General features: G+C 69.6%; 16 protein-coding genes. 9 read left to right on the plus strand and 7 right to left on the minus strand.

All coding sequences use genetic code 11. From position 1 onward, the window contains the following. Positions 1 to 70: 70 nt before the first annotated feature. Both BKK81_RS29850 and BKK81_RS29855 read right to left on the minus strand, forming a co-directional pair. A complete protein-coding gene (locus BKK81_RS29850; RefSeq protein WP_156811493.1) occupies positions 71 to 262 on the minus strand; it encodes a hypothetical protein in 192 nt (63 codons plus the stop codon). Between the two features lie 23 nt (positions 263 to 285). Further along, positions 286 to 1,182, minus strand: a complete 897-nt coding sequence (locus tag BKK81_RS29855; protein WP_071020489.1) for a LysR family transcriptional regulator — start codon at positions 1,180 to 1,182, stop codon at positions 286 to 288. Positions 1,183 to 1,329: 147 nt separating this feature from the next. Here BKK81_RS29855 and BKK81_RS29860 point away from each other — a divergent pair, with 147 nt between their 5' ends. Further along, positions 1,330 to 2,100 carry a sulfite exporter TauE/SafE family protein gene (locus BKK81_RS29860; protein WP_156811494.1) on the plus strand — a complete coding sequence of 257 codons (771 nt, stop codon included), beginning with the start codon at positions 1,330 to 1,332 and terminating at the stop codon, positions 2,098 to 2,100. A gap of 47 nt (positions 2,101 to 2,147) precedes the next feature. On the opposite strand, the gene BKK81_RS29865 is transcribed toward BKK81_RS29860, so the two are convergent. Then, positions 2,148 to 2,855 carry an SDR family oxidoreductase gene (locus BKK81_RS29865; protein WP_071020491.1) on the minus strand — a complete coding sequence of 236 codons (708 nt, stop codon included), beginning with the start codon at positions 2,853 to 2,855 and terminating at the stop codon, positions 2,148 to 2,150. A gap of 311 nt (positions 2,856 to 3,166) precedes the next feature. On the opposite strand from BKK81_RS29865, the gene BKK81_RS29870 reads away from it, so the two are divergent. Further along, complete coding sequence (locus tag BKK81_RS29870) at positions 3,167 to 3,787, plus strand: TetR/AcrR family transcriptional regulator (protein ID WP_231908135.1); 621 nt, start codon at positions 3,167 to 3,169, stop codon at positions 3,785 to 3,787. A 72-nt stretch (positions 3,788 to 3,859) separates the two neighbouring features. On the opposite strand, the gene BKK81_RS29875 is transcribed toward BKK81_RS29870, so the two are convergent. The 3 genes from BKK81_RS29875 to BKK81_RS29885 all read right to left on the minus strand — a co-directional run bounded on the left by BKK81_RS29875 (position 3,860) and on the right by BKK81_RS29885 (position 6,836). Beyond that, positions 3,860 to 4,867 carry a sulfate ABC transporter substrate-binding protein gene (locus BKK81_RS29875; RefSeq protein ID WP_071020496.1) on the minus strand — a complete coding sequence of 336 codons (1,008 nt, stop codon included), beginning with the start codon at positions 4,865 to 4,867 and terminating at the stop codon, positions 3,860 to 3,862. 218 nt (positions 4,868 to 5,085) lie between these two features. Further along, entirely contained in the window at positions 5,086 to 5,937 is an 852-nt protein-coding gene (locus BKK81_RS29880) for an HD-GYP domain-containing protein (RefSeq protein ID WP_231908136.1), read from the minus strand. Between the two features lie 164 nt (positions 5,938 to 6,101). Then, the gene (locus BKK81_RS29885; protein WP_083384540.1) at positions 6,102 to 6,836 is read right to left on the minus strand and encodes a TetR/AcrR family transcriptional regulator; all 735 of its coding nucleotides are present in this window, start codon (positions 6,834 to 6,836) and stop codon (positions 6,102 to 6,104) included. Positions 6,837 to 6,962: 126 nt separating this feature from the next. Between BKK81_RS29885 and BKK81_RS29890 the strand changes: the two genes are divergently transcribed. From BKK81_RS29890 to BKK81_RS29910, 5 genes are read left to right on the plus strand one after another with little or no spacing between them, the layout of a single operon-like run. Beyond that, positions 6,963 to 8,840: a PHA/PHB synthase family protein gene (locus BKK81_RS29890; protein ID WP_083384541.1), complete on the plus strand. Its 1,878-nt coding sequence runs from the start codon at positions 6,963 to 6,965 to the stop codon at positions 8,838 to 8,840. Positions 8,841 to 8,843: 3 nt separating this feature from the next. Beyond that, on the plus strand, positions 8,844 to 10,373 hold the full coding sequence (locus BKK81_RS29895) for an efflux transporter outer membrane subunit (RefSeq protein ID WP_071020504.1): 1,530 nt from the start codon (positions 8,844 to 8,846) through the stop codon (positions 10,371 to 10,373). Between the two features lie 24 nt (positions 10,374 to 10,397). Next, entirely contained in the window at positions 10,398 to 11,465 is a 1,068-nt protein-coding gene (locus BKK81_RS29900) for an HlyD family secretion protein (protein WP_071020507.1), read from the plus strand. Next, on the plus strand, positions 11,465 to 14,218 hold the full coding sequence (rbbA, locus tag BKK81_RS29905; protein ID WP_071020509.1) for a ribosome-associated ATPase/putative transporter RbbA: 2,754 nt from the start codon (positions 11,465 to 11,467) through the stop codon (positions 14,216 to 14,218). The genes BKK81_RS29900 and rbbA overlap by 1 nt, the downstream gene beginning before the upstream one ends. A gap of 1 nt (position 14,219) precedes the next feature. Then, the gene (locus tag BKK81_RS29910; RefSeq protein WP_083384542.1) at positions 14,220 to 15,422 is read left to right on the plus strand and encodes an ABC transporter permease; all 1,203 of its coding nucleotides are present in this window, start codon (positions 14,220 to 14,222) and stop codon (positions 15,420 to 15,422) included. A gap of 1,620 nt (positions 15,423 to 17,042) precedes the next feature. Here BKK81_RS29910 and BKK81_RS29915 read toward each other — a convergent pair. Continuing rightward, on the minus strand, positions 17,043 to 17,741 hold the full coding sequence (locus BKK81_RS29915) for a TetR/AcrR family transcriptional regulator (protein ID WP_071020512.1): 699 nt from the start codon (positions 17,739 to 17,741) through the stop codon (positions 17,043 to 17,045). A gap of 248 nt (positions 17,742 to 17,989) precedes the next feature. On the opposite strand from BKK81_RS29915, the gene BKK81_RS29920 reads away from it, so the two are divergent. After that, entirely contained in the window at positions 17,990 to 19,717 is a 1,728-nt protein-coding gene (locus tag BKK81_RS29920) for an AMP-binding protein (protein WP_071020515.1), read from the plus strand. 136 nt (positions 19,718 to 19,853) lie between these two features. Continuing rightward, complete coding sequence (locus BKK81_RS29925) at positions 19,854 to 21,035, plus strand: isovaleryl-CoA dehydrogenase (RefSeq protein ID WP_071020517.1); 1,182 nt, start codon at positions 19,854 to 19,856, stop codon at positions 21,033 to 21,035. Positions 21,036 to 21,069 lie beyond the last annotated feature (34 nt).

A 21,069-nucleotide genomic window follows, 5' to 3' on the forward strand; every position in this document is an offset into this window, starting at 1 on the left:
CGCCCTGGGCGAAGCCAGCGGGCCATGGAACCTCCTCGATTTCGCCTTTGCGCATCACATCGGATCCGCGCTACGCGTCGGAAGAGGCCTGCGCCATCGCACAAGCGGCGTCAAGCGCGCACAGGACGGTCAAAACCGCTTCAATGCGCAAGAGGCCATAGCCGCATTCGCTGTCACACAGCGCAAAGGCGTCGCCGGCTGCATCGTACTGCAGCCCAGGCATCTGCTTGGCCAGGGCCAGGCCGCTCTCCAGCGTGGACAACGGCCTCATTGTGATTCAGGACACTACTGTCCTGGCGCTCCTTGCAGCAGATGCCGCACCAGTTGCCGCGTCGGCACCGGCAGAGCCTCGAGCTCGCGCACGCAGAGCATCAGGCTGCGCGCCGCCCAGGCGTCGCTCAGGGCGATGCGCTTGATGCCGGCGGCGCGGGCGCAGCGCACCGCCACTGCCTGTGGCACGATGCCGACGCCGATCCCCGCGCCGACCATGCGGCAGATCGCCTCCAGGCTGCGCAGCCGGACCCGGTAGGCCAGGCGCCGGCCCTGGCGCCGCGCGTGGTGTTCGACGTGCTCCTGCAGCGCGCTGCCTTCGGACAGGCCGACGAAGGGCTGGTCGACCACGTCGGCCAGGCTGGCGCCGGCGCGCTGGGCCAGCGCATGGCCGCGCGGCACGATCAGCGCGAGCGGGTCGGCACGGAATACGAAAGACTGCAGGCCGGCGAGATCGGCCGCGTCGGATACCACGCCGATATCGCACAGGTCGTTGCGCACCGCGTCGACGATCTCGTAGCTGACCCGCTCCTCCAGCTCCACCGAGATCAGCGGGTGCTCCGCGAGGAAGCCGCTGAGGGCCTGCGGCAGATGCTCGCTCAGCGCGGAGGTATTGCACAGCAGGCGGATATGGCCCTGCAGCCCGCGACCGTAGCCGCCCAGCTCGCCTTGCAGGCGTTCTACCTGATGCAGCACCAGGCGGGCATGCTGGGCCAGCGTGTGGCCGGCGGCGGTCGGGCGCACGCCACGCCGCTCGCGCAACAGCAGCGCGGCGCCGAGCGTGTCCTCCATGGCGCGCACGCGCTCGCTGGCCGATGCCAGCGTCATGTGCGTCGCCTCTGCCCCGCCCGTGATGGTGCCCGCCTCGAGGACGTTGAGGAAAAGCCGCAGGTCGGTCAGGTCGAAACGCATGCCGCCACCTTAGCACGTCCTGCCTCTGGTCCTGCCTGAGGCTCGCTTCGTGACTTCCAAATTTGCGGGGTGCCGGAAGGCGCCCACAATGCGTTCCGCAATGCTGCCCGTCCCGAGACCCGATGCGGTATCCACCGCCCTGCCGACATGCCTGCCGAAGCCTTCTCCCTGCCCGACGCCGCGCCGCTGCTGGCGGCCACCGCCGTGTTCGCCGCTGCCGGCGTCGCCAAAGGCGTGGTCGGGCTGGGACTGCCGACCTTCTCGATGGCCATGCTGGCCCTGTTCATGCCGCCCGCGCAGGCCGCCGCGCTGCTGATCCTGCCGTCCTTCTTCACCAATGTCTGGCAGGTGCGGCCCTGGTCCGCGCTGGGGCCGGTGGCGCGTCGGCTGGCGCCGATGCAGTGCGGCGTCTGTGCCGGCACGCTGGCCGGCGCCTGGCTGCTGGGCGCGCCCGCCGGCGCCTGGGCCGGGGTGGCGCTCGGCCTGGCGCTGCTTGCCTACGCCGCCTGGGGCCTGGCCGGCGCCCACTGGACGGTGCCGCCACGGGCCGAGCGCTGGCTGGGCCCCGCCCTCGGCGCCGCCACCGGGCTGGTGACGGCCGCCACCGGCGTCTTCGTCATCCCTGCCGTGCCCTACCTGCAAGCCCTCGGCCTGCGGCGCGACGAACTGATCCAGGCCATGGGCCTGTCCTTCACGGTGTCCACGCTGGCGCTGGCGGCGGGCCTCGCCCTCAGCACCAGCTATTCGGGCCGGCTGCTGGGCGAGTCCGCGCTGATGCTGGCGCCCGCGCTGGCCGGCATGGCTGCCGGCCAATGGCTGCGCCAGAGGCTGTCGCCGCTGCTGTTCAAGCGCTGCTTCCTCGGCACGCTGGCGCTGCTGGGCCTGCACATGGTCCTGCGCGAACTGCTGACACTCTGATCCCGCGCGCGCCCGGCAGCGTCCGGCGGCGCCCTCCGGCACCCGCCTCAGCGCTGCGGCGGGTCCAGGTAGATGCCGGGCTGCTGCGACAGTCCCTGCTTGACCGCGCGCGTGATGTCGTCGGCGAGCACCTCTTCCTGGCCCTCAGTGATGCCATCCAGCAGTTGCGCCGCGACGTCGCGCGCATCCGCCTTGGGCACGTCGAAGCCCTTGGTGAGATCGGTGTCGATGAAGCCGACGTGCAGGCCCACCACCTGGGTGCCCTGCCCGCGCAGTTCATTGCGCAGGCCGTTGGTGAAGCCCCAGGCCGCCGACTTGGAGGCCGCGTAGACACTGAACCGGCCGGCATTGATCCAGCTCGCCACCGACAGCACGTTGGCGATGGCCCCACCGCCGTTCGCCGCCAGCACCGGCGCGAAGGCCTGGCTCATGTGGATCAATCCGTACAGGTTGGTCTCGAAGATCTCGCGCGTGGCGTCGGCGGCCTGCGCATCGAGGAAACCGATCACGCGCGCGATGCCCGCATTGTTGACCAGCAGGTTGACGTCACCGCACTGCGCGGCTGCCGCCGCGGCGGCCGCGGGATCGGTGACATCGAGGCGCACCGGCTCGACGCCGGGCAGGTCGAGGCGCTCCGGCTGGCGCACGCCGGCGTAGACCTTGCGCGCGCCCCGCGCGAGCAGGGCCTCGGCGATGGCACGGCCGAGGCCGCGATTGGCACCCGTGACGAGGGCGACGGCATTCTGGATCTGCACAGTGGATTCCTTTCCGGCAACGGGCCGGATGCAATGCATCGGGTGGATGAAGCGTATCGAATCGATCGAGCGGTCAGGACGGACCGGAGCGGACCGGAGCGGACCGGATGGAGCAGGCAGGACACGGCGCCGCCGCTCGGCAAGGCACTTGCCCCCGCCGCTCCCGGTGGCCGGTGCCGGCGGTTTTTGGATGTTAGTTGTCATGTATCTGGATGTCAAATAACATCCAGAAAGGCGGGGCGATCGGCGACAGGCCATCCGGCAGCGGCCGAGCCCGCACGCCGCACATGTGCATCAACATGTGCATCAACATGTGCAACCACAGGGACACCATGGGCCACTCAAGGGAAGACAAACGGGAAAGCCACGCCCGCATCGTGCAGGCGGCGGCCCGGCGCTTTCGCGAGCGAGGCATCGAAGGCCTGAGCATCGCCGGCCTGATGCAGGAAGCCGGGCTCACGCACGGCGGCTTCTACAAGCATTTCGATTCGCGCGGCGCGCTGGTGAAGGAAGCGCTCGACTGCGCGCTGTCAGCGTCGGCCCAGGCGGGCACGGACGGCGCCGGCTTCCGCCAGCGCGTCGAGGCCTATCTCAGCCCGGCGCACCGCGACGCGCCGGGCAGCGGCTGCGCGGTGGCGGCACTGGCAGGCGATGTCGGACGCGCCGACGATGCGGCACGCGCCCGTTACGCGCAGCAACTGCGCCAGTCGCTAGGGACGCTCGCCGGACTGCTCGGCGGCACGGAGGGAGCGGCCCGGGCGCAGGCCGAGGTCCGCGCCATGGTCGCCTTCAGCGCCATGGTGGGCGCGCTCGGCCTGGCGCGCGCCTGCGCCGGGGATCCGCTGTCGGACGAGATCCTGGCGACGGTGCGGGCCTATCTTGGCGACAGCTTCGCCCCCGGCGCCGAGGGCCCTGCCTCGCCCATGGATTGAGCCAGGACACCAGCGGCGGCGGAACCCTGCCGCCAACGGCCGCCGCGCGGTACCGGCGGATGATGCCAGCGGCTACTGGCGCGCCTGGTAGATCTTGTCGAACTCGCCGCCGTCGGCGAAATGGCGCGCCTGCGCCTGGGCCCAGCTGCCGAACACCTCGCTGACGGTGAAGAGCTGGAGCGGGCGGAACTGCGCCGCATGCGCCCTGAGTACGGCGGCGGAGCGCGGGCGGTAGAACTGCCGCGCGATCACGTCCTGGCCGGCATCGGACCACAGGTATTGCAGGTAGGCGGTGGCCACCTTGCGCGTGCCGCGCTTGTCCACCACCTTGTCGACCACGGCCACCGGCGCCTCTGCCACGATCGACTGGCTCGGGTAGACCACGTCGAAGCCGTCGCCCAGCTCCTTGCGGATCTGCAGCACCTCGCTTTCGAAGGTGGCCAGCACGTCGCCGAGCTGGCGCTGCGTGAAGGTGGTGGTGGCGCCGCGTCCGCCGGTGTCGAGCACCGGCACGTTGCGGAACAGGCGCGCGACCGCCTCGCGCGCCTGGGCCTCGCCGCCGCCCTTGCGCAGGGCCGCGCCCCAGGCCGCCAGGTAGGTGTAGCGGCCGTTGCCCGAGGTCTTGGGATTGGGCACGATCACCTGCACCCCGGCGCGGCCCAGGTCGTCCCAGTCGGCGATGCGCTTCGGGTTGCCCTTGCGCACCAGGAACACGATGGTGGAATAGTACGGCGCGGCGTTGTCCGGCAGGCGCTTCTTCCAGTCCTGCGCCACCACGCCCTTGTGCACCAGGATGTCGATATCGGTTTCCTGGTTCATCGTCACCACGTCCGCGTCGAGGCCATCGGCGACCGCGCGGGCCTGCTTGCTGGAGCCGCCGTGCGACTGGTTGACGGTCACGGTCTCGCCGCTGGCCTGCTTCCAGCTGGCGACGAAGCCGGGATTGAGTTCGCGGTACAGCTCGCGCGTGACGTCATAGCCGGCGTTGAGGATGGCGGTGTCGGCGCGCGCAGGCAGCGCGGCGGCGGCCAGCGTGGCGCTGGCGAGCAGGGAAACGAGGCGGATCGGGATCGTGGACATGGCTTCGGACAGGAACCAGAAAGGGCGTCGGCGCGCGCGGCGCCACCCGCCCGCGGGGGGGCTCCATCGCGCCTGCGCCGATTGTCCCGGCCTCGCCTTGTACTTAGAACGAAGCAATGTGCATTTACTTATACGTATCTCCATCGATACAAAGCCTCGCACGGACAGCTGCTGCCTCCTGGTGCCGGTGCCGGTGCTGCGGGAACGCCGTGGCCGCCTCAGGCCGGCACGGACAAGCGCAGCGCGTGCTGCGCCAGCCGCGAGGCAACGCGCGCCGCCAGGCGGAAGTCCTGTGGCGCCAGGCGGTAGAAGTCGGAGACCGCCTGGGTATCGCTGCCCCGCGCCAGCAAGGCATCGGCCGTCGCGCGTGCGCGCCGCACCTGGGCGAAGCCATCGAGGAAGGCGCGCACCGCCTCGGGATCGAAATGCGTGCCGCTGCCGCCGGCGATGATCGAGCAGGCATCGTCATCCGTCATGCGGGGGCGGTAGCAGCGCGTCTCGGTCATGGCGTCGAAGGCATCGGCCACCGCCACCACGCGCGCCGCCAGGGGAATGCCGTGGCCCGCCAGCCGCGCCGGATAGCCGCTGCCATCGAAGCGTTCGTGGTGATGGCGCGCGATCATTGCCGCGAACTGCAGCAATTCGTGGCTGCCCGAGGCCAGCGCCTCGGCACCGATCTCGGTATGCCGCTCCATGGTGCGCCATTCGTCCGGCGCCAACCGGCCGGGCTTGAGCAGGATCTCATCTGGAATCGCCAGCTTGCCGACATCATGCACGGGGGTAACCAGGCGGATACGCTGCTGCAGGGTGGCATCCAGGGCCATCAGGTCGGCCAGGCAGGCCGCGATATGGGCGGTGCGGATCAGGTGGCCGGCCGCGCCGGGATAGCGTGCGCAGCCGGCCATGGTCAGGCTGGCCAGCGTGACCATGGCGCGGTGCTCACCGCCGCAGCTTGCCGCGGCGCCGGCGCGGCGGCCGGCGGGCGTGGTGCCCGGGTGGGTTGCCAGGGCCGGGCCGGCATGCGGCGCGTCGTGGCCGCGCGGATCTGGGGGGGCGCCGTCGACCGTCATCGATCGCCTCCTGGGGCGGAAGCTGTTGTCATCTTCATTTCTTCAAGGCTGGAGTCTTGCTGCTGGCCCCGCGGCGGCGACACCGCCCGCGGGGCAGGCCAGTGTAGCAACGGCGGCCGCAGCCCGGCAGCCGCCGCGCCGGCGCAGACTGCCTTTCCCGCCGCTTAAGCGCACATGTCTTGATGTGGATCAAGCGCCGCGCCGGCAGCGCGTCCGCCGAACAGCGCGCAGCACATCTCGACATGGGCCGCGCGTCGCTGCGCCAGTTCGGCCTCGTCCGGCGCGCCGCCGACGATCGCCGTCAGCAGGATGTGGACGAAGGGCGATACCAGCAGCCAGGGATGGTCCAGGGCCACGCCTTCGCGGCACAGTCCGCGCCGCACCGCTTCGCGCAGCAGGCCGGCGATCTCCGCATGCATACCGTCGAGCGCGGCACGGCGCCAGCGCTCGACCAGGCGCGGCACGCGCGCGCTCTCGGCGCACAATAGGCGCATGGTGCCGACCATGGCCGGATCGGCCAGGTTGGTGTGGAGATGGCCGACCAAACGCTCGGCCAGTTCACGCGCGCTCGCCACGCCGGCGAGCATGGCTTCCCTATCGAGCGGGCGCGGCGTCAGCTTGCCGGCCAGCAGCGCCTCCAGCACCTCGTCCTTGCTGGCGAAATGCACATAGAGGCCGCCCTTGGACAGGCCGGCGCGGCGCGCGATGTCCTCCATGCGGGTGTCGGCATAGCCCCGCGCCGAGAATTCGCACAGCGCGGCGCCCAGGATCTGCTCGACGCGCAAGGCGGGTGGCAGGCGTCGGCGCCCGGTCCCCGTCACCGGGTTGGCGGCGGATGCGGCGGAAGGTAGCAAGTCGGGCGGTGGCTCGGACGGCGGGTTGCGACGAGGCAACGGCATGGCAGCACGGCGCCGCGGGTCGCGCGGCAGCGGTCGACTTCGGAGCCCCATTAGAAACCGACTGGCCGGTCAGTAACTTGACACGCATCAAGGTCCTTCGCGGTCACTTTGTTCAGAATGGCCGCCATGGGCACGAAACCGCGTGCCCCGGGCGCGCCGGCCGGGCCAGAAGCCCCGCCGGCGCCGCAATGCCTGCCGGACGCGCGGCGCGCCGCCGCCCGTCCGGCCCCGATACGGAGCCGATTTCGCATGAGCACTTCTCCCGAACGGCCGCACCGCGACACCGCCGCGGCTGCACTCGACACGGCCGCGCGCGGCGCCCTCGCCCGCTGGACCGGCTCGCTGTCCCCCGCCGCGGGGGCGCTGGCCTGGCTGGACTGGGCCTCCCATCTCGCCATGGCGCCCGGCAAGCGTATCGAACTCGCCGAGCACGTCGCCACCGGCGCCGCCGAACTGAACCGCTATCTCGCCGAGTGCCTGGCCGCCGGTCCCGGCAGCGCACACACCTGCATCGACCCGCCCGCCGCCGACCGCCGCTTCGCCGATCCCGCGTGGCGGCAATGGCCCTTCAACCTGTGGCACCAGCGCTTCCTGCTGATGCAGAGCTGGTGGACCGAGGCCACGCGCGACGTGCCCGGAGTCGAACCGCACCACGCGCAACTGGTGGCCTTCGCCGCCCGCCAGTGGCTGGACATGCTGTCGCCCGGCAACCAGCTCGCCACCAACCCGGTGGCACTGCGCCGCACGCTCGAGGAAGGCGGCGCCAACCTGCTGCGCGGGGCCCGCAATGCCTGGGATGACTCGCTGCGCCAGCTCGCCGGCCAGGGCCCGGCCGGCACCGAACGCTTCCGCGTCGGCCAGGAAGTGGCCATCACCCCGGGCAAGGTGGTGTACCGCAACAAGCTGATCGAACTGCTGCAATACCGCCCGGCGACCGGCAAGGTGCGGCCCGAGCCGATCCTGGTGGTCCCTGCCTGGATCATGAAGTACTACATCCTCGACCTGTCGCCGGACAACTCGCTGATCCGCTATCTGGTCGGCCAGGGCTACACGGTCTTCTGCATCTCCTGGAAGAACCCCGATGCGTCCTACCGCAACGTCGGCATGGACGACTACCTGAGGCAGGGCGTGCAGGCCGCGCTCGACGCGGTCCAGGCCATCGTGCCCAAGGCCCGCATCCACGCCACCGGCTACTGCCTGGGCGGCACGCTGCTGTCCCTGGCGGCGGCGGCCATGGCGCGCGACGGCGACACGCGCCTCGCCAGCCTGACCCTGTTCTGCGCGCAGACCGACTTCAGCGAGCCCGGCGAGCTCGGCCTCTTCATCGACGAGAGCCAGGTCAGCCTGCTGGAGGCCCAGATGGCGCGCACCGGCTACCTGACCGCCCAGCAGATGGCGGGCGCCTTCCAGATGCTGCGCCCCTACGACCTGCTGTGGTCGCGCATGGTCAACGACTACCTGTTCGGGCAGCGCCGCCCGATGTCCGACCTGATGGCCTGGAACACCGATGCTACGCGCATGCCCGCGCGCATGCATTCCGAATACCTGCGCCGGCTGTTCCTCGACAATGACCTGGCGGAAAACCGCTACCAGGTCGGCGGCAAGCCGGTGATGCTCGGCGACCTGCGCCTGCCGGTCTTCTGCGTGGGCACCGAGACCGACCACGTGGCGCCATGGCGCTCGGTCTACAAGCTGCATTACCTGTCGCCGGCCCCCTTGACCTTCCTGCTGACCAGCGGCGGCCACAACGCCGGCATCGTCAGCGAACCGGGCCATCCGCATCGCAGCTACCGCGTGCTGTGCCGCCCCGCGGGCCAGGCCAGCATGACGCCCGACGAGTGGCTCCAGGCCGCGCCGGCGCAGGCCGGCTCCTGGTGGCCGCAATGGGTGGACTGGCTGGACAACCTGTCCGGCCCGCCGGGCGCGCCGCCGCGCATGGCCGCGCGGCGCCACGGTTCTGCCGCACTGGGCGATGCGCCGGGCAGCTACGTGCTGGAGCCATGAACCATGCCGCGCCACCCTGCTCGATCGCATTCCTCCGCGCACGCGCCGCTGGCGCCGCACTGGCTGCCCGCGGCCCTGCTCGGCTCGCTGCTCGGCCCCCTGCTGGCCGGCTGCATGTCGCTGGCCCCCTCCTACCAGGCACCGCCGCTGCCGGTCGCCGACCGCTACGACGCAGCCGTGGCCGAGACGCAGGGCACCACCACGACGCCGGCTGCCGAAGTGTCCTGGCAGAGCTACTTCCAGGATCCCGCCATGCGCGGCCTGATCGGCACCGCGCTGGCCAACAACCGCGACCTGCGCGTCGCCGTGCTGCGCGTGGAGGAAGCACGCGCCGCCTACGCAATCCGGCGCGCCGACCTCTTTCCCACCGTCGGCCTGCAGGCCGACGGCACGCGCGCCCGGACTCCCGGCGACCTCAACCTGAGCGGCCGGCCGCTCACCGCCAGCCAGTACCAGGTCAGCCTGGGCGCCGCCAGCTGGGAGCTGGATTTCTGGGGCCGCGTGCGCAACCTGAAGGACGCGGCGCTGGAGAACTACCTGGCCACCGACGCCGCGCGCCGCGCCTTCACGCTCAGCCTGGTGGGCCAGGTAGCCGATGCCTACCTGACCCTGCGCGAGTATGACGAGCGGCTGGCCCTGACGCGCCAGACCATCGCCAGCCGCGGCGAGTCCCTGCGCATCTTCCGGCGGCGCTACGAGGTGGGCGCCATCTCCAAGCTCGACCTGACCCAGGTCGAGACCCTGTACGAGCAGGCGCAGGCGCTCGGCGCCCAGCTCGAGCAGACGCGCGCGCAGCAGGCCCATGCGCTGGAGTTGCTGGTGGGCACGCCGCTGGCGCTGCCGCCGGCGAGCGAGCGCCTCGACGACGATGCCGTGCAGCGCGACCTGCCGGCCGGCCTGCCCGCCGAACTGCTGGACAAGCGGCCGGACATCGTCGCCGCCGAACACCAGCTGCGCGCCGCCAACGCCAATATCGGCGCGGCGCGTGCCGCCTTCTTCCCGCAGGTGACCCTGACCGGCGCCTTCGGCACCGCCAGTGCCGAGCTGGATGGCCTGTTCACCGGCCCCAGCCGCGCCTGGAGCTTCGCGCCCAGCATCAGCCTGCCGATCTTCGACGCCGGACGCCGGCGCGCCGGGCTGGACCTGGCCGAAGTCCGGCGCGACCAGGCCGTGGCCACCTACGAACGCACCGTGCAGGCGGCCTTCCGCGACGTCTCCGACGCGCTCGCCGCGCGCTACTGGCTGGCGCGCCAGGTGGCAACGCTGGGCGCCACCGTCAAGGCGCAAGGCGAACGCGAGCGCCTGGCGCGCCTGCGCTACGACCACGGCGCCTCGCCCTTCCTCGAAGTGCTCGACGCCCAGCGCGACCTGCTCTCCGCCCAGCAGCAGTTCGTGCAGACACGGCGCGCGCTGATCTCCAGCCGCGTGGCGCTTTACACCGCGCTGGCCGGTGGCATCGGCACGTTCGATGCCGCCCCGGAGGACGTCGCGAGCACCCTGTCCGCCACGCCACACGCGGACGCCACCCCCTGACAACCAGGCCACCAGATCGAACCCATGCCTCTGCCCGCCCGCAAACTCCTCCCCGCCTTCGTCGTGCTGGCCCTCGCCGGCGCCGCCTACTACGGCTGGAAGCTGATCGGCAACGACGGACCGGGCGACGGATTCGTCAGCGGCAACGGCCGCATCGAAGCCACCGAGATCGACGTCGCCACCAAGCTGGCCGGCCGCGTCACCGCGGTGCTCGTCACCGACGGCGACTTCGTCAAGGCCGGCCAGCCGCTGGCGCGCATGCAGAGCGACACGCTGCAGGCACAGCGTGAGGAAGCCGACGCCCAGCGCCAGCGCGCCATCAACGCCGTGGCCAGCGCCAAGGCCCAGGTGGCCCTGCGCGAAAGCGACCGGCGCGCCGCCGAGGCCGTGGTGGTGCAGCGTGAGAGCGAACTTGATGCGGCACGGCGCCGCTTCGCGCGCTCCGAGACGCTGTCGCGTGAAGGCGCCTCGTCGATGCAGGAACTGGACGACGACCGCGCCCGCGTGCACAGCGCCGAAGCCGCCGTCAACGCCGCCCGCGCGCAGGTGACCGCCGCGGCGGCGGCCATCGATGCCGCGCGCGCCGAGCAGACCGGCACCCAGTCCTCGGTGGCCGCCGCCGAGGCCACCATTGCGCGCATCGACGCCGACATCCGCGACAGCGAACTGCGCGCCCCGCGCGACGGCCGCGTGCAGTACCGCGTCGCCCAGGCCGGCGAAGTGCTGGGCGCCGGCGGCAAGGTGCTGAACATGGTCGACCTGGCCGACGTCTACATGACCTTCTTCCTGCCCGAGCAGGTCGCCGGCCGGGTCGCCATGGGCGACGACGTGCGCATCGTGCTCGACGCCGTGCCGCAGTATGTGATCCCGGCCAAGGTCAGCTTCGTCGCCAGCACGGCTCAGTTCACGCCCAAGACCGTGGAGACCGCCAGCGAACGCCAGAAGCTGATGTTCCGCGTCAAGGCGCAGATCCCGCCCGAGCTGCTGCGCCGCCACCTGGAATACGTCAAGACCGGTGTGCCCGGCATCGCCTGGCTCAAGCTCGACGCCAAGGCGCAGTGGCCGGACAAGCTGCAGGTGCGGGTACCGTGATGGCGAACCGGCCCCCGCCCGCCGTCCAGGTCCGGGGCGTGACGCTGCGCTACGGCAGCACGCTCGCGCTCGATGCCATCACCCAGGACATCCCCGCCGGCTGCATGGTCGGCCTGATCGGCCCCGACGGCGTCGGCAAGTCCAGCCTGCTGGCGCTGGCGGCGGGCTCGCGGGCGGTGCAGGAAGGCACGGTGACGGTCCTCGGTGGCGACATGGCGAGCGCCCGCCACCGCGACGCGGTCTGTCCGCGCATTGCCTATATGCCGCAGGGCCTGGGCAAGAACCTCTACCCGACCCTGTCGGTGGAGGAAAACCTGCAGTTCTTCGGCCGCCTGTTCGGCCACGACCGCGAGGAACGGCGCCGCCGCATCGATACCCTGACGCGCGCCACCGGCATGCACGCCTTCCTCGGCCGCCCGGCCGGCAAGCTGTCCGGCGGCATGAAGCAGAAGCTGGGACTGTGCTGCGCCCTGATCCACGATCCCGACCTGCTGATCCTGGACGAGCCCACCACCGGCGTGGACCCGCTCGCGCGCGCCCAGTTCTGGGACCTGATCAACGGCATCCGCCGCCAGCGCCCAGGCATGAGCGTGATCGTCGCCACCGCCTACATGGACGAGGCGCAGCGCTTCGACTGGCTGGTCGCCATGGACGGCGGCCGCGTGCTCGCCACCGGCACACCGGACGAGCTGCTGGCGCGCACCGGCACCGATGCGCTGGAAGCCGCTTTCATCGCCCTGCTGCCGGAGGCGAAGCGGCGCGGCCACCAGCCCGTGGCGATCACACCGCTGCGCGTGGACGAGCAGGCCAGGATCGCCATCGAAGCGCGCGACCTGACCATGCGCTTCGGCGACTTCACCGCCGTCGACCACGTCAACTTCCGCATCCGCCGCGGCGAGATCTTCGGCTTCCTCGGCTCCAACGGCTGCGGCAAGTCGACCACCATGAAGATGCTGACCGGGCTGCTGCCGGCCAGCGAGGGCACGGCCTGGCTGTTCGGCAAGGCAGTCGATCCGCGCGACCTCGACACGCGCCGGCGCGTCGGCTACATGTCGCAGGCCTTTTCGCTGTATGGCGAGCTGACCGTGCGCCAGAACCTGGTGCTGCACGCCCGCCTGTTCCATGTGCCGGAAGCGGACATCCCGGCGCGCGTCGACGAGATGGTGGCGCGCTTCCACCTGGCGGAGGTGCTCGACACGCTGCCGGACAGCCTGCCGCTGGGGGTGCGCCAGCGCCTCTCGCTGGCGGTGGCGATGGTGCACAAGCCCGAACTGCTGATCCTCGACGAGCCGACCTCGGGCGTCGATCCGGTCGCGCGCGACAACTTCTGGCGCCTGCTGATCGCGCTGGCGCGCGAGGATCACGTCACCATCTTCATCTCCACCCACTTCATGAACGAGGCCCAGCGCTGCGACCGCATCTCGCTGATGCACGCCGGCCGCGTGCTGGTCAGCGACACCCCGCATGCGCTGACGCGCCAGCGCGGCGCCGCCACGCTGGAAGAGGCCTTCATCGCCTACCTGGTCGACGCCGGCGCGGGTACGCAGGGCGGCCAGCCGGAGGGCGCCGAATCGGAATCCGCCGCCATCCTCGACAGCGGTGGTGGACACGCGCCCACGCCCACGCGCGGCTTCAGCCTGGGCCGCGCCCTCAGCTATATGTGGCGCGAAGCGCTGGAACTGCGCCGCGACCCGGTGCGCGCCACCCTGGCGCTGGCCGGCTCCCTGCTGCTGATGTTCGTCATGGGCTTCGGCATCAGCATGGATGTGGAAGACCTGCACTATGCCGTGCTCGACCGCGACCAGACGGCGCTGAGCGAGAACTACCGCTTGAACCTTGCCGGCTCGCGCTACTTCATCGAGCAGGCCCCGATCACCGACTACGCGCAGATGGACCGGCGCATGCGCAGCGGCGAACTGTCCCTGGCCATCGAGATCCCGCCCGGCTTCGCGCGCGACGCCGCGCGCGGCAAAGCGGTGCAGATCGGCGTGTGGATCGACGGCGCCATGCCCCAGCGCGCCGAGACCGTGCGCGGCTACGTGCAGGGCATGCACCAGGGCTGGCTGGCCGAGCAGGCGCGCCAGCGCCTCGGCACCAGCGCCGGCACGGCGGTCACGGTGGCAACGCGCTTCCGCTACAACCCCGACGTGCGCAGCCTGCCGGCCATGGTGCCGGCGGTGATTCCCTTGCTGCTGCTGATGATGCCGGCCATGCTGACCGCCCTCGCCGTGGTGCGCGAGAAGGAACTGGGCTCGATCATCAACCTCTACGTGACCCCGGTCACGCGCCTGGAATTCCTGCTCGGCAAGCAGGCGCCCTACGTGCTGCTGGCCATGCTGAACTTCCTGCTGATGACGCTGCTGGCGGTGACGCTGTTCGACGTGCCGATCAAGGGCAGCTTCCCCACCCTGCTGCTGGCGGCCGCCATCTACTGCGTGATCGCCACCGCCATCGGCCTGCTGGCCTCCACCTTCACCCGCAGCCAGATCGCCGCCCTCTTCTTCACCATGATGGGAACCATGGTGCCCGCGGTGCAGTTCGCCGGCCTGCTGAACCCGGTCGCCTCGCTGGAGGGAGCGGGCTACCTGATAGGGCAGGTCTACCCCGCCACCTATATGCTGACCGTCAGCCGCGGCGTGTTCAGCAAGGCGCTCGACTTCGCCGACCTGCGCAGCGCCTTCTGGCCGCTGCTGCTCGCGGTACCGGTGATCCTGGGCGCCTCGGTGGCGCTGCTGAAGAAGCAGGAGAGCTGAGATGAACGCCAACGACACCGGGGCCGCCGCGCCCGCCCGGCAAGACGCCAGCCCGGCCGCGCCCACCACCCGCACCCGGCCCCGCCACCTGGCCAATATCTACCGGCTGGGGGTCAAGGAGCTGTGGAGCCTGGTGCGCGATCCCATGATGCTGATCCTGATCGTGTTCGCCTTCACCGTGACGATCTACACCTCGGCCACGGCGATTCCCGAAACCCTGCACATGGCCCCCATCGCCGTCACCGACAACGACGGCTCGCCGCTGTCCTCGCGCATCGTCTCGGCCTTCTACCCGCCGCACTTCTCCGCCCCGGCCATGGTCAGCCCGGCCGGGGCCGACGCCGGCATGGACGCCGGCCGCTACACCTTCGCGCTCGACATCCCGCCCAACCTGCAGCGCGACGTGCTGGCGGGGCGTCCGGCCGAGATCCAGCTCAACATCGACGCCACCCGCATGAGCCAGGCCTTCACCGGCAGCGGCTACGTCCAGCAGATCCTCAACGACGAAATCAACGAATTCGTGCGCCGCTACCGCGCCGCCGCCGACCTGCCGGTCGACCTCGCCGTGCGCATGCGCTTCAACCCCAACCTGACCCAGTCGTGGTTCGGCGCCATGATGGAGATCATCAACAACGTCACCATGCTCTCCATCATCCTGACCGGCGCCGCGCTGATCCGCGAGCGCGAGCACGGCACCATCGAGCACCTGCTGGTGATGCCGGTCACGCCGACCGAGATCATGCTGGCCAAGGTGTGGTCGATGGGCCTGGTGGTGCTGCTGGCGGCGGGCTTCTCGCTCACCTTCGTCGTGCGCGGCGCGCTGCACGTTCCCATCGAGGGTTCGATGTGGCTGTTCCTGGCCGGCGCCGCGCTGCACCTGTTCGCCACCACCTCGATGGGGATCTTCATGGCCACGCTGGCGCGCAGCATGCCTCAGTTCGGCATGCTGCTGGTGCTCGTGCTGCTGCCGCTGCAGATGCTGTCGGGCGGCAGCACGCCGCGCGAGAGCATGCCGGAGTTCGTGCAGGTCATCATGCTGGCGGCGCCGACCACCCACTTCGTCGAGCTTGGGCAGGCCATTCTCTATCGTGGTGCTGGGATGGGCGTGGTCTGGAAGCCGTTTCTTTTCCTGCTGGTGATCGGCAGTGTCTTGTTTGCGTTTTCGCTGGGGCGGTTTCGTAGGGCGTTGAGTCAGATGGCTTGATCTTTTGGGCTTGAGTTGGTTGGTTTTGGGATGGCTTGTCGGTGTGCTTGGCAACGGCTTGCTCTGGTGATTTGGTACCTTGCCGTTTGGGTTCGGGCGGTGTTGGTCTGCGAGACAAAAGCCTGTTTCGACTCCCCTGCGGGGAGCCGACTCACTTTCTTTGTCTCGCCAAAGAAAGTAAGCAAAGAAAGGCGACCCGGGTGCGGCGACCCCCCCTCGCGAATGGGCCCCGGCCGCCGCGCCCGTCCGAACTCGCGGCCTGCGGCCGCTCAGACAGCGGACGGGCTTCATCGGCGGCCGGGGCCCATTCGCGAGGCGCCGCACACGGGAGGGAAAGGCCAACCGTTGGTATGCGAGCGGGCTTGCTCTTGCATGCTGACTTGGTTGGCTGGCTGAGCCTTTGTGTTCGGCCAGCAGCTGGCCGAACACAGCCCACCCGAAGCGAAGCGAGGCGTGGCGTCTGTTCCCTGCCGTGTGCGGCGCCTCGCGTGCTGGGGCAAAGAGCGGAAAAGAGGGCCCCCTGTCTGAGGATCGCCTTAAGGCGATCCGAGTTGGGGCCCGGCCGCTCTTTGCCCCAGCACGCGAGGGGGGTTGAGCCGCACCCGGCGCGCCTTCTTTGCCTACTTTCTTGGGCAAGACCAAGAAAGTAGGTCGGCTCCCCCGCAGGGGGAGTCGAAACAGGCCGTTATCACACAGACCGATACCACTCGAATCCACGCGCAAAAGCCTTGCGTCACGAAAGCCAGTCGGCTCCCCGCAGGGGAGTCGAAACAGGCCGTTGCCTCGCAGACCGACACCACCCGAAGACAAGCGACAAGGCATCGAATCACGCGTGCATTGGTGTTCGGCCAGCGAGCTGGCCGAACACCCCCACCCGAAGCGCAGCGAGGCGTGACTTCTTTTCCCTGCCGTGTGCGGCGCCTCGCGGGCTGGGGCAAAGAGCGGATTAGAGGGCCCCCTGTCTGAGGATCGCCTTAAGGCGATCCGAGTTGGGGCCCGGCCGCTCTTTGCCTCAGCACGCGAGGGGGTTTTAAGCCGCACCCGGCGCGCCTTCTTTGCCTACTTTCTTGGGCAAGACCAAGAAAGTAGGTCGGCTCCCCCGCAGGGGGAGTCGAAACAGGCCGTTGTCACACTGACCGATACCACTCGAATCCACGCGCAAAAGCCGTGCGTCACGAAAGCGAGTCGGCTCCCCGCAGGGGGTCGAAACTGGCCGTTGCCCCGCACACGAACACCGCCCGAAAACAAGCGACAAGGCATCGAGTCACGCGTGCATTGGTGTTCGGCCAGCAAGCTGGCCGAACACCCCCACCCGAAGCGAAGCGAGGCGTGGCATCTGTTCCCTGCCGTGTGCGGCGCCTCGCGGGCTGGGGCAAAGAGCGGATTAGAGGGCCCCCTGTCTGAGGATCGCCCTAAGGCGATCCGAGTTGGGGCCCGGCCGCTCTTTGCCTCAGCACGCGAGGGGTCTTTGAGCCGCACCCGGCGCGCCTTCTTTGCCTACTTTCTTGGGCAAGACCAAGAAAGTAGGTCGGCTCCCTCGCAGGGGGAGTCGAAACAGGCCGTTGCCTCGCAAACCAACAACATCCACCATTACCCAGGCCTCACCAAAGCAAGGCAAACCTACTTCCCCTCCTCCACCCGCCTCAACGCCACCCCCACCTCCCCATAAAACCGCTTCAACGCCGCCACCTCCAGATCAGGCGGCAGCAAAGCCGGCCACAGCAAGGCCACCAGGTGCTGCGCCGTCTTCTCGATGTCGACCGGGCGCCCGCCCACCACCGCATCCCACAGCACGTGCTCCATCGGACCGAGGATGGCCGAGCGCAGCAGGCTGAGCGGCAGGTCGGCGCGGATCTCGCCGGCTTCCCGTGCGCGCGCCAGCAGGTCCATCAGCGGCGCGGTGTAGCGGCGCTGCAGCGGCAGGAAGACCTCACCCAGGCCCTGTCCCTTGGCGCGCCCTTCGGAGAGCACCAGGGCGCACAGGCCGGTGCCCTGGATCAGGAACAGCCGCAGGTGCGTATGGATGAAGAACTCGAGCTGCGCCCGGGTGCTCTGGCCGCGCGGCATGCCGTTCTCGATGGCAGCGATGATCTCGTCGTACCAGTCCTGGATCACGCGCGCGCACAGTTCGCGCTTGCTGTGGAAGTAAGTGAAGATGGTGCCTTCCGAGATCCCCAGGCGCTGGGCGATCTCGGTCGTGGTGGTGCGCTCGTACCCCAGCTCGGAGAACACCTCGCGGCTGATCCGCAGGATGTCGCGTATGCGTTGTTCCGCCTTGGCGCGCGCCGGTACGCGCCGCCTGGCCAGGGTGTCGTCCATGGAACTATCCTCTTTGCGTGGGCCGGCCGGGATGGCGGCTGCCGCCTCCGCCCGTGCTCCGCAGTTTCTTGAATGTCACTCAATTTGCATTTGCAATTTTGCCAATGCCGGTGTAATTTTACCCCGTTGGCGGCGAAGCGAGCGCCGCTCAAAGCAGAAATAAAGCAAAAAAATCAGGCAGTCAGATAGCCGTAACATAGTTGAGACACACTCAACATTCAACGGCAAGCACCCATCTGGAGACGACCATGACCGACACCACCCGCACCGAGACAGCCGTGGGCCTTCCCCTCGACGGAATGTCGCACGTGCGCGGCGATACCCGCATCCCGCTGTCCGAGCAGACCATCCCGGACTTCCTCGCCGCCACCGCGGCGCGCTTCCCGGAGCGGCCGGCGGTGGTGTTCCGCGAACAGGGCGTGCGCTGGACCTGGCGCGAGTTCACCGCCGCGGTCGATGCCATGGCCGCCGGCCTGCTGGCGCTCGGCCTGCGCCGCGGGGATCGTGTCGGCATCTGGTCGCCGAACCGGGTGGAATGGCTGCTGACCCAGTTCGCCACCGCGCGCGCCGGCCTGGTCATGGTCAACATCAATCCGGCCTACCGGCTGGCCGAGCTGGAGTACGCGCTCAACAAGGTCGGCTGCAAGGCCATCATCGCGGCGGAAACCTTCAAGACCTCGCGCTACCTGGAGATGCTGCAGACGCTGGCGCCCGAACTGGCCGCCAGCGCACCCGGCACGCTGCAGGCGGCGCGCCTGCCGGCGCTGCGCTGGGTGATCCGCATGGGCGAGGCACGCACGCCGGGCATGCTCAATTTCGACGAGATGGTGGCGCGCGGCGCCGCCGTGCCACGTGCCGAACTGGACGCACTGACGGCCTCGCTCGACCGCAACGACCCGATCAACATCCAGTTCACCAGCGGCACCACCGGCGCCCCCAAGGGCGCCACCTTGACGCACCGCAACATCCTCAACAACGCCCGCTACATCGCCATGGCGATGCGCTTTACCGAGCAGGACAAGCTGTGCATCCCGGTGCCGCTCTACCACTGCTTCGGCATGGTGCTGGCAGTGCTGGCCTGCGTGTCCACCGGCGCCTGCATGGTGTTCCCCGGCGAGGCCTTCGACCCGGTCGCCACCATGGCGGCGGTCAGCGAGGAGCGCTGCAGCGCCCTGCACGGCGTGCCGACCATGTTCATCGCCCAGCTCGACCACCCCGACTTCGGCAGCTACGACTTCTCCTCGCTGCGCACCGGCATCATGGCCGGCGCGCCCTGCCCGATCGAGGTGATGAAGCGGGTGATCAAGGACATGCACATGGCCGAGGTGACCATCGCCTACGGCATGACCGAGACCAGCCCGGTGTCCTTCCAGAGCGCCACCGACGACCCGCTCGACAAGCGCGTGGCCACGGTCGGGCGCGTCCATCCGCACCTGGAGTGCAAGGTGGTCGACGTCGACGGCCAGGTGCTGCCGGTCGGCGCCACCGGCGAGCTGTGCACGCGCGGCTATTCGGTGATGCAGGGCTACTGGGAGGATGAGGCGCGCACGGCCGAGGCCATCCGCGACGGCTGGATGCACACCGGCGACCTCGCCACCATCGACGCCGACGGCTACTGCAATATCGTCGGCCGCGTCAAGGACATGCTGATCCGCGGCGGCGAGAACGTCTACCCGCGCGAGATCGAGGAGTTCCTCTTCCGCCACCCCAAGGTGCAGGCCGTGCAGGTGTTCGGCGTGCCCGATCCGAAGTACGGCGAGGAGATCTGTGCCTGGATCGTGCTGCGGCCCGGCCAGAGCGCCACCGAGGACGAGATCCGCGCTTTCTGCCGCGAGCAGATCGCCCACTACAAGATCCCGCGCTACATCCGCTTCGTCGACGAGATGCCGATGACCATCACCGGCAAGGTGCAGAAGTTCGTCATGCGTGAGCGCATGACGGTGGAGCTGAACCTGACCGAACCGAAGACCGCCTGAACCTGCGTCTCGAACCGCGAACCCCGAACCCCGAAGCGTCCGGCCCCGCCCGCGGGACCGGTCGCGCAGGACTGCCAGCAAGCCAGAACGACAAGCCGAACAACGGCGCTCAACCATTGACGAAAGGCACACGACCATGACCGAACTCCCCGGACTGAAATTCGACCTCGGTGAAGACATCGAGATGCTGCGCTCCGCCGTGCGCGACTGGGCCCAGGCCGAGCTGGCGCCGCGCGCCGGCGAGATCGACCGCACCGACCAGTTCCCGATGGACGCCTGGAAGAAGATGGGCGACCTCGGCGTGCTCGGCATCACCGTGGCCGAGGAATACGGCGGCGCCAATATGGGCTATCTCGCCCACATGATCGCCATGGAGGAGATCAGCCGCGCCTCCGCCTCGGTGGGCCTGTCCTACGGCGCCCACTCCAACCTGTGCGTGAACCAGATCCACCGCAACGGCACGCCGGCGCAGAAGGCCCGCTACCTGCCCAAGCTGGTCTCGGGCGAATGGATCGGCGCGCTTGCCATGAGCGAGCCGAACGCCGGCTCGGATGTGGTCAGCATGAAGCTGCGCGCCGACTTCAAGGGCGACCGCTATGTGCTCAACGGCACCAAGATGTGGATCACCAACGGCCCCGACTGCGACGTGCTGGTGGTCTACGCCAAGACCGAGCCCGAGCTGGGCGCGCGCGGCATGACCGCCTTCATCGTCGAGAAGGGCATGAAGGGTTTCTCGGTGGCGCAGAAGCTGGACAAGCTGGGCATGCGCGGTTCGCACACCGGCGAGCTGGTGTTCGAGGACGTCGAAGTGCCGGTGGAAAATATCCTCGGCGCCGAGAACGGCGGCGCCAAGGTGCTGATGAGCGGCCTCGACTACGAGCGCGCCGTGCTGTCGGGCGGCCCGGTCGGCATCATGCAGGCCTGCATGGACGTGATCACCCCTTACATCCACGACCGCAAGCAGTTCGGCCAGAGCATCGGCGAGTTCCAGCTGATCCAGGGCAAGGTGGCCGATATGTACACCACGCTGCAGGCCGCGCGCAGCTACCTGTACACGGTCGGCAAGAACCTCGACGCGCTCGGCAGCGACCACGTGCGCCAGGTGCGCAAGGACTGCGCGGCGGTGATCCTGTACACGGCGGAGAAGGCCACCTGGATGGCCGGCGAGACGGTGCAGATCCTGGGCGGCAATGGCTACATCAACGAATACCCGGCCGGCCGCCTGTGGCGCGACGCCAAGCTGTACGAGATCGGCGCCGGCACCTCGGAGATCCGCCGCATGCTGATCGGCCGCGAACTGTTCGCCGAGACCATGTAAGCCCGCGCCGCGGCGGGCCGCGCTGCCACTGCGC

The sequence above is a fragment of the Cupriavidus sp. USMAHM13 genome (assembly GCF_001854285.1).
Lineage (GTDB): Bacteria > Pseudomonadota > Gammaproteobacteria > Burkholderiales > Burkholderiaceae > Cupriavidus > Cupriavidus malaysiensis.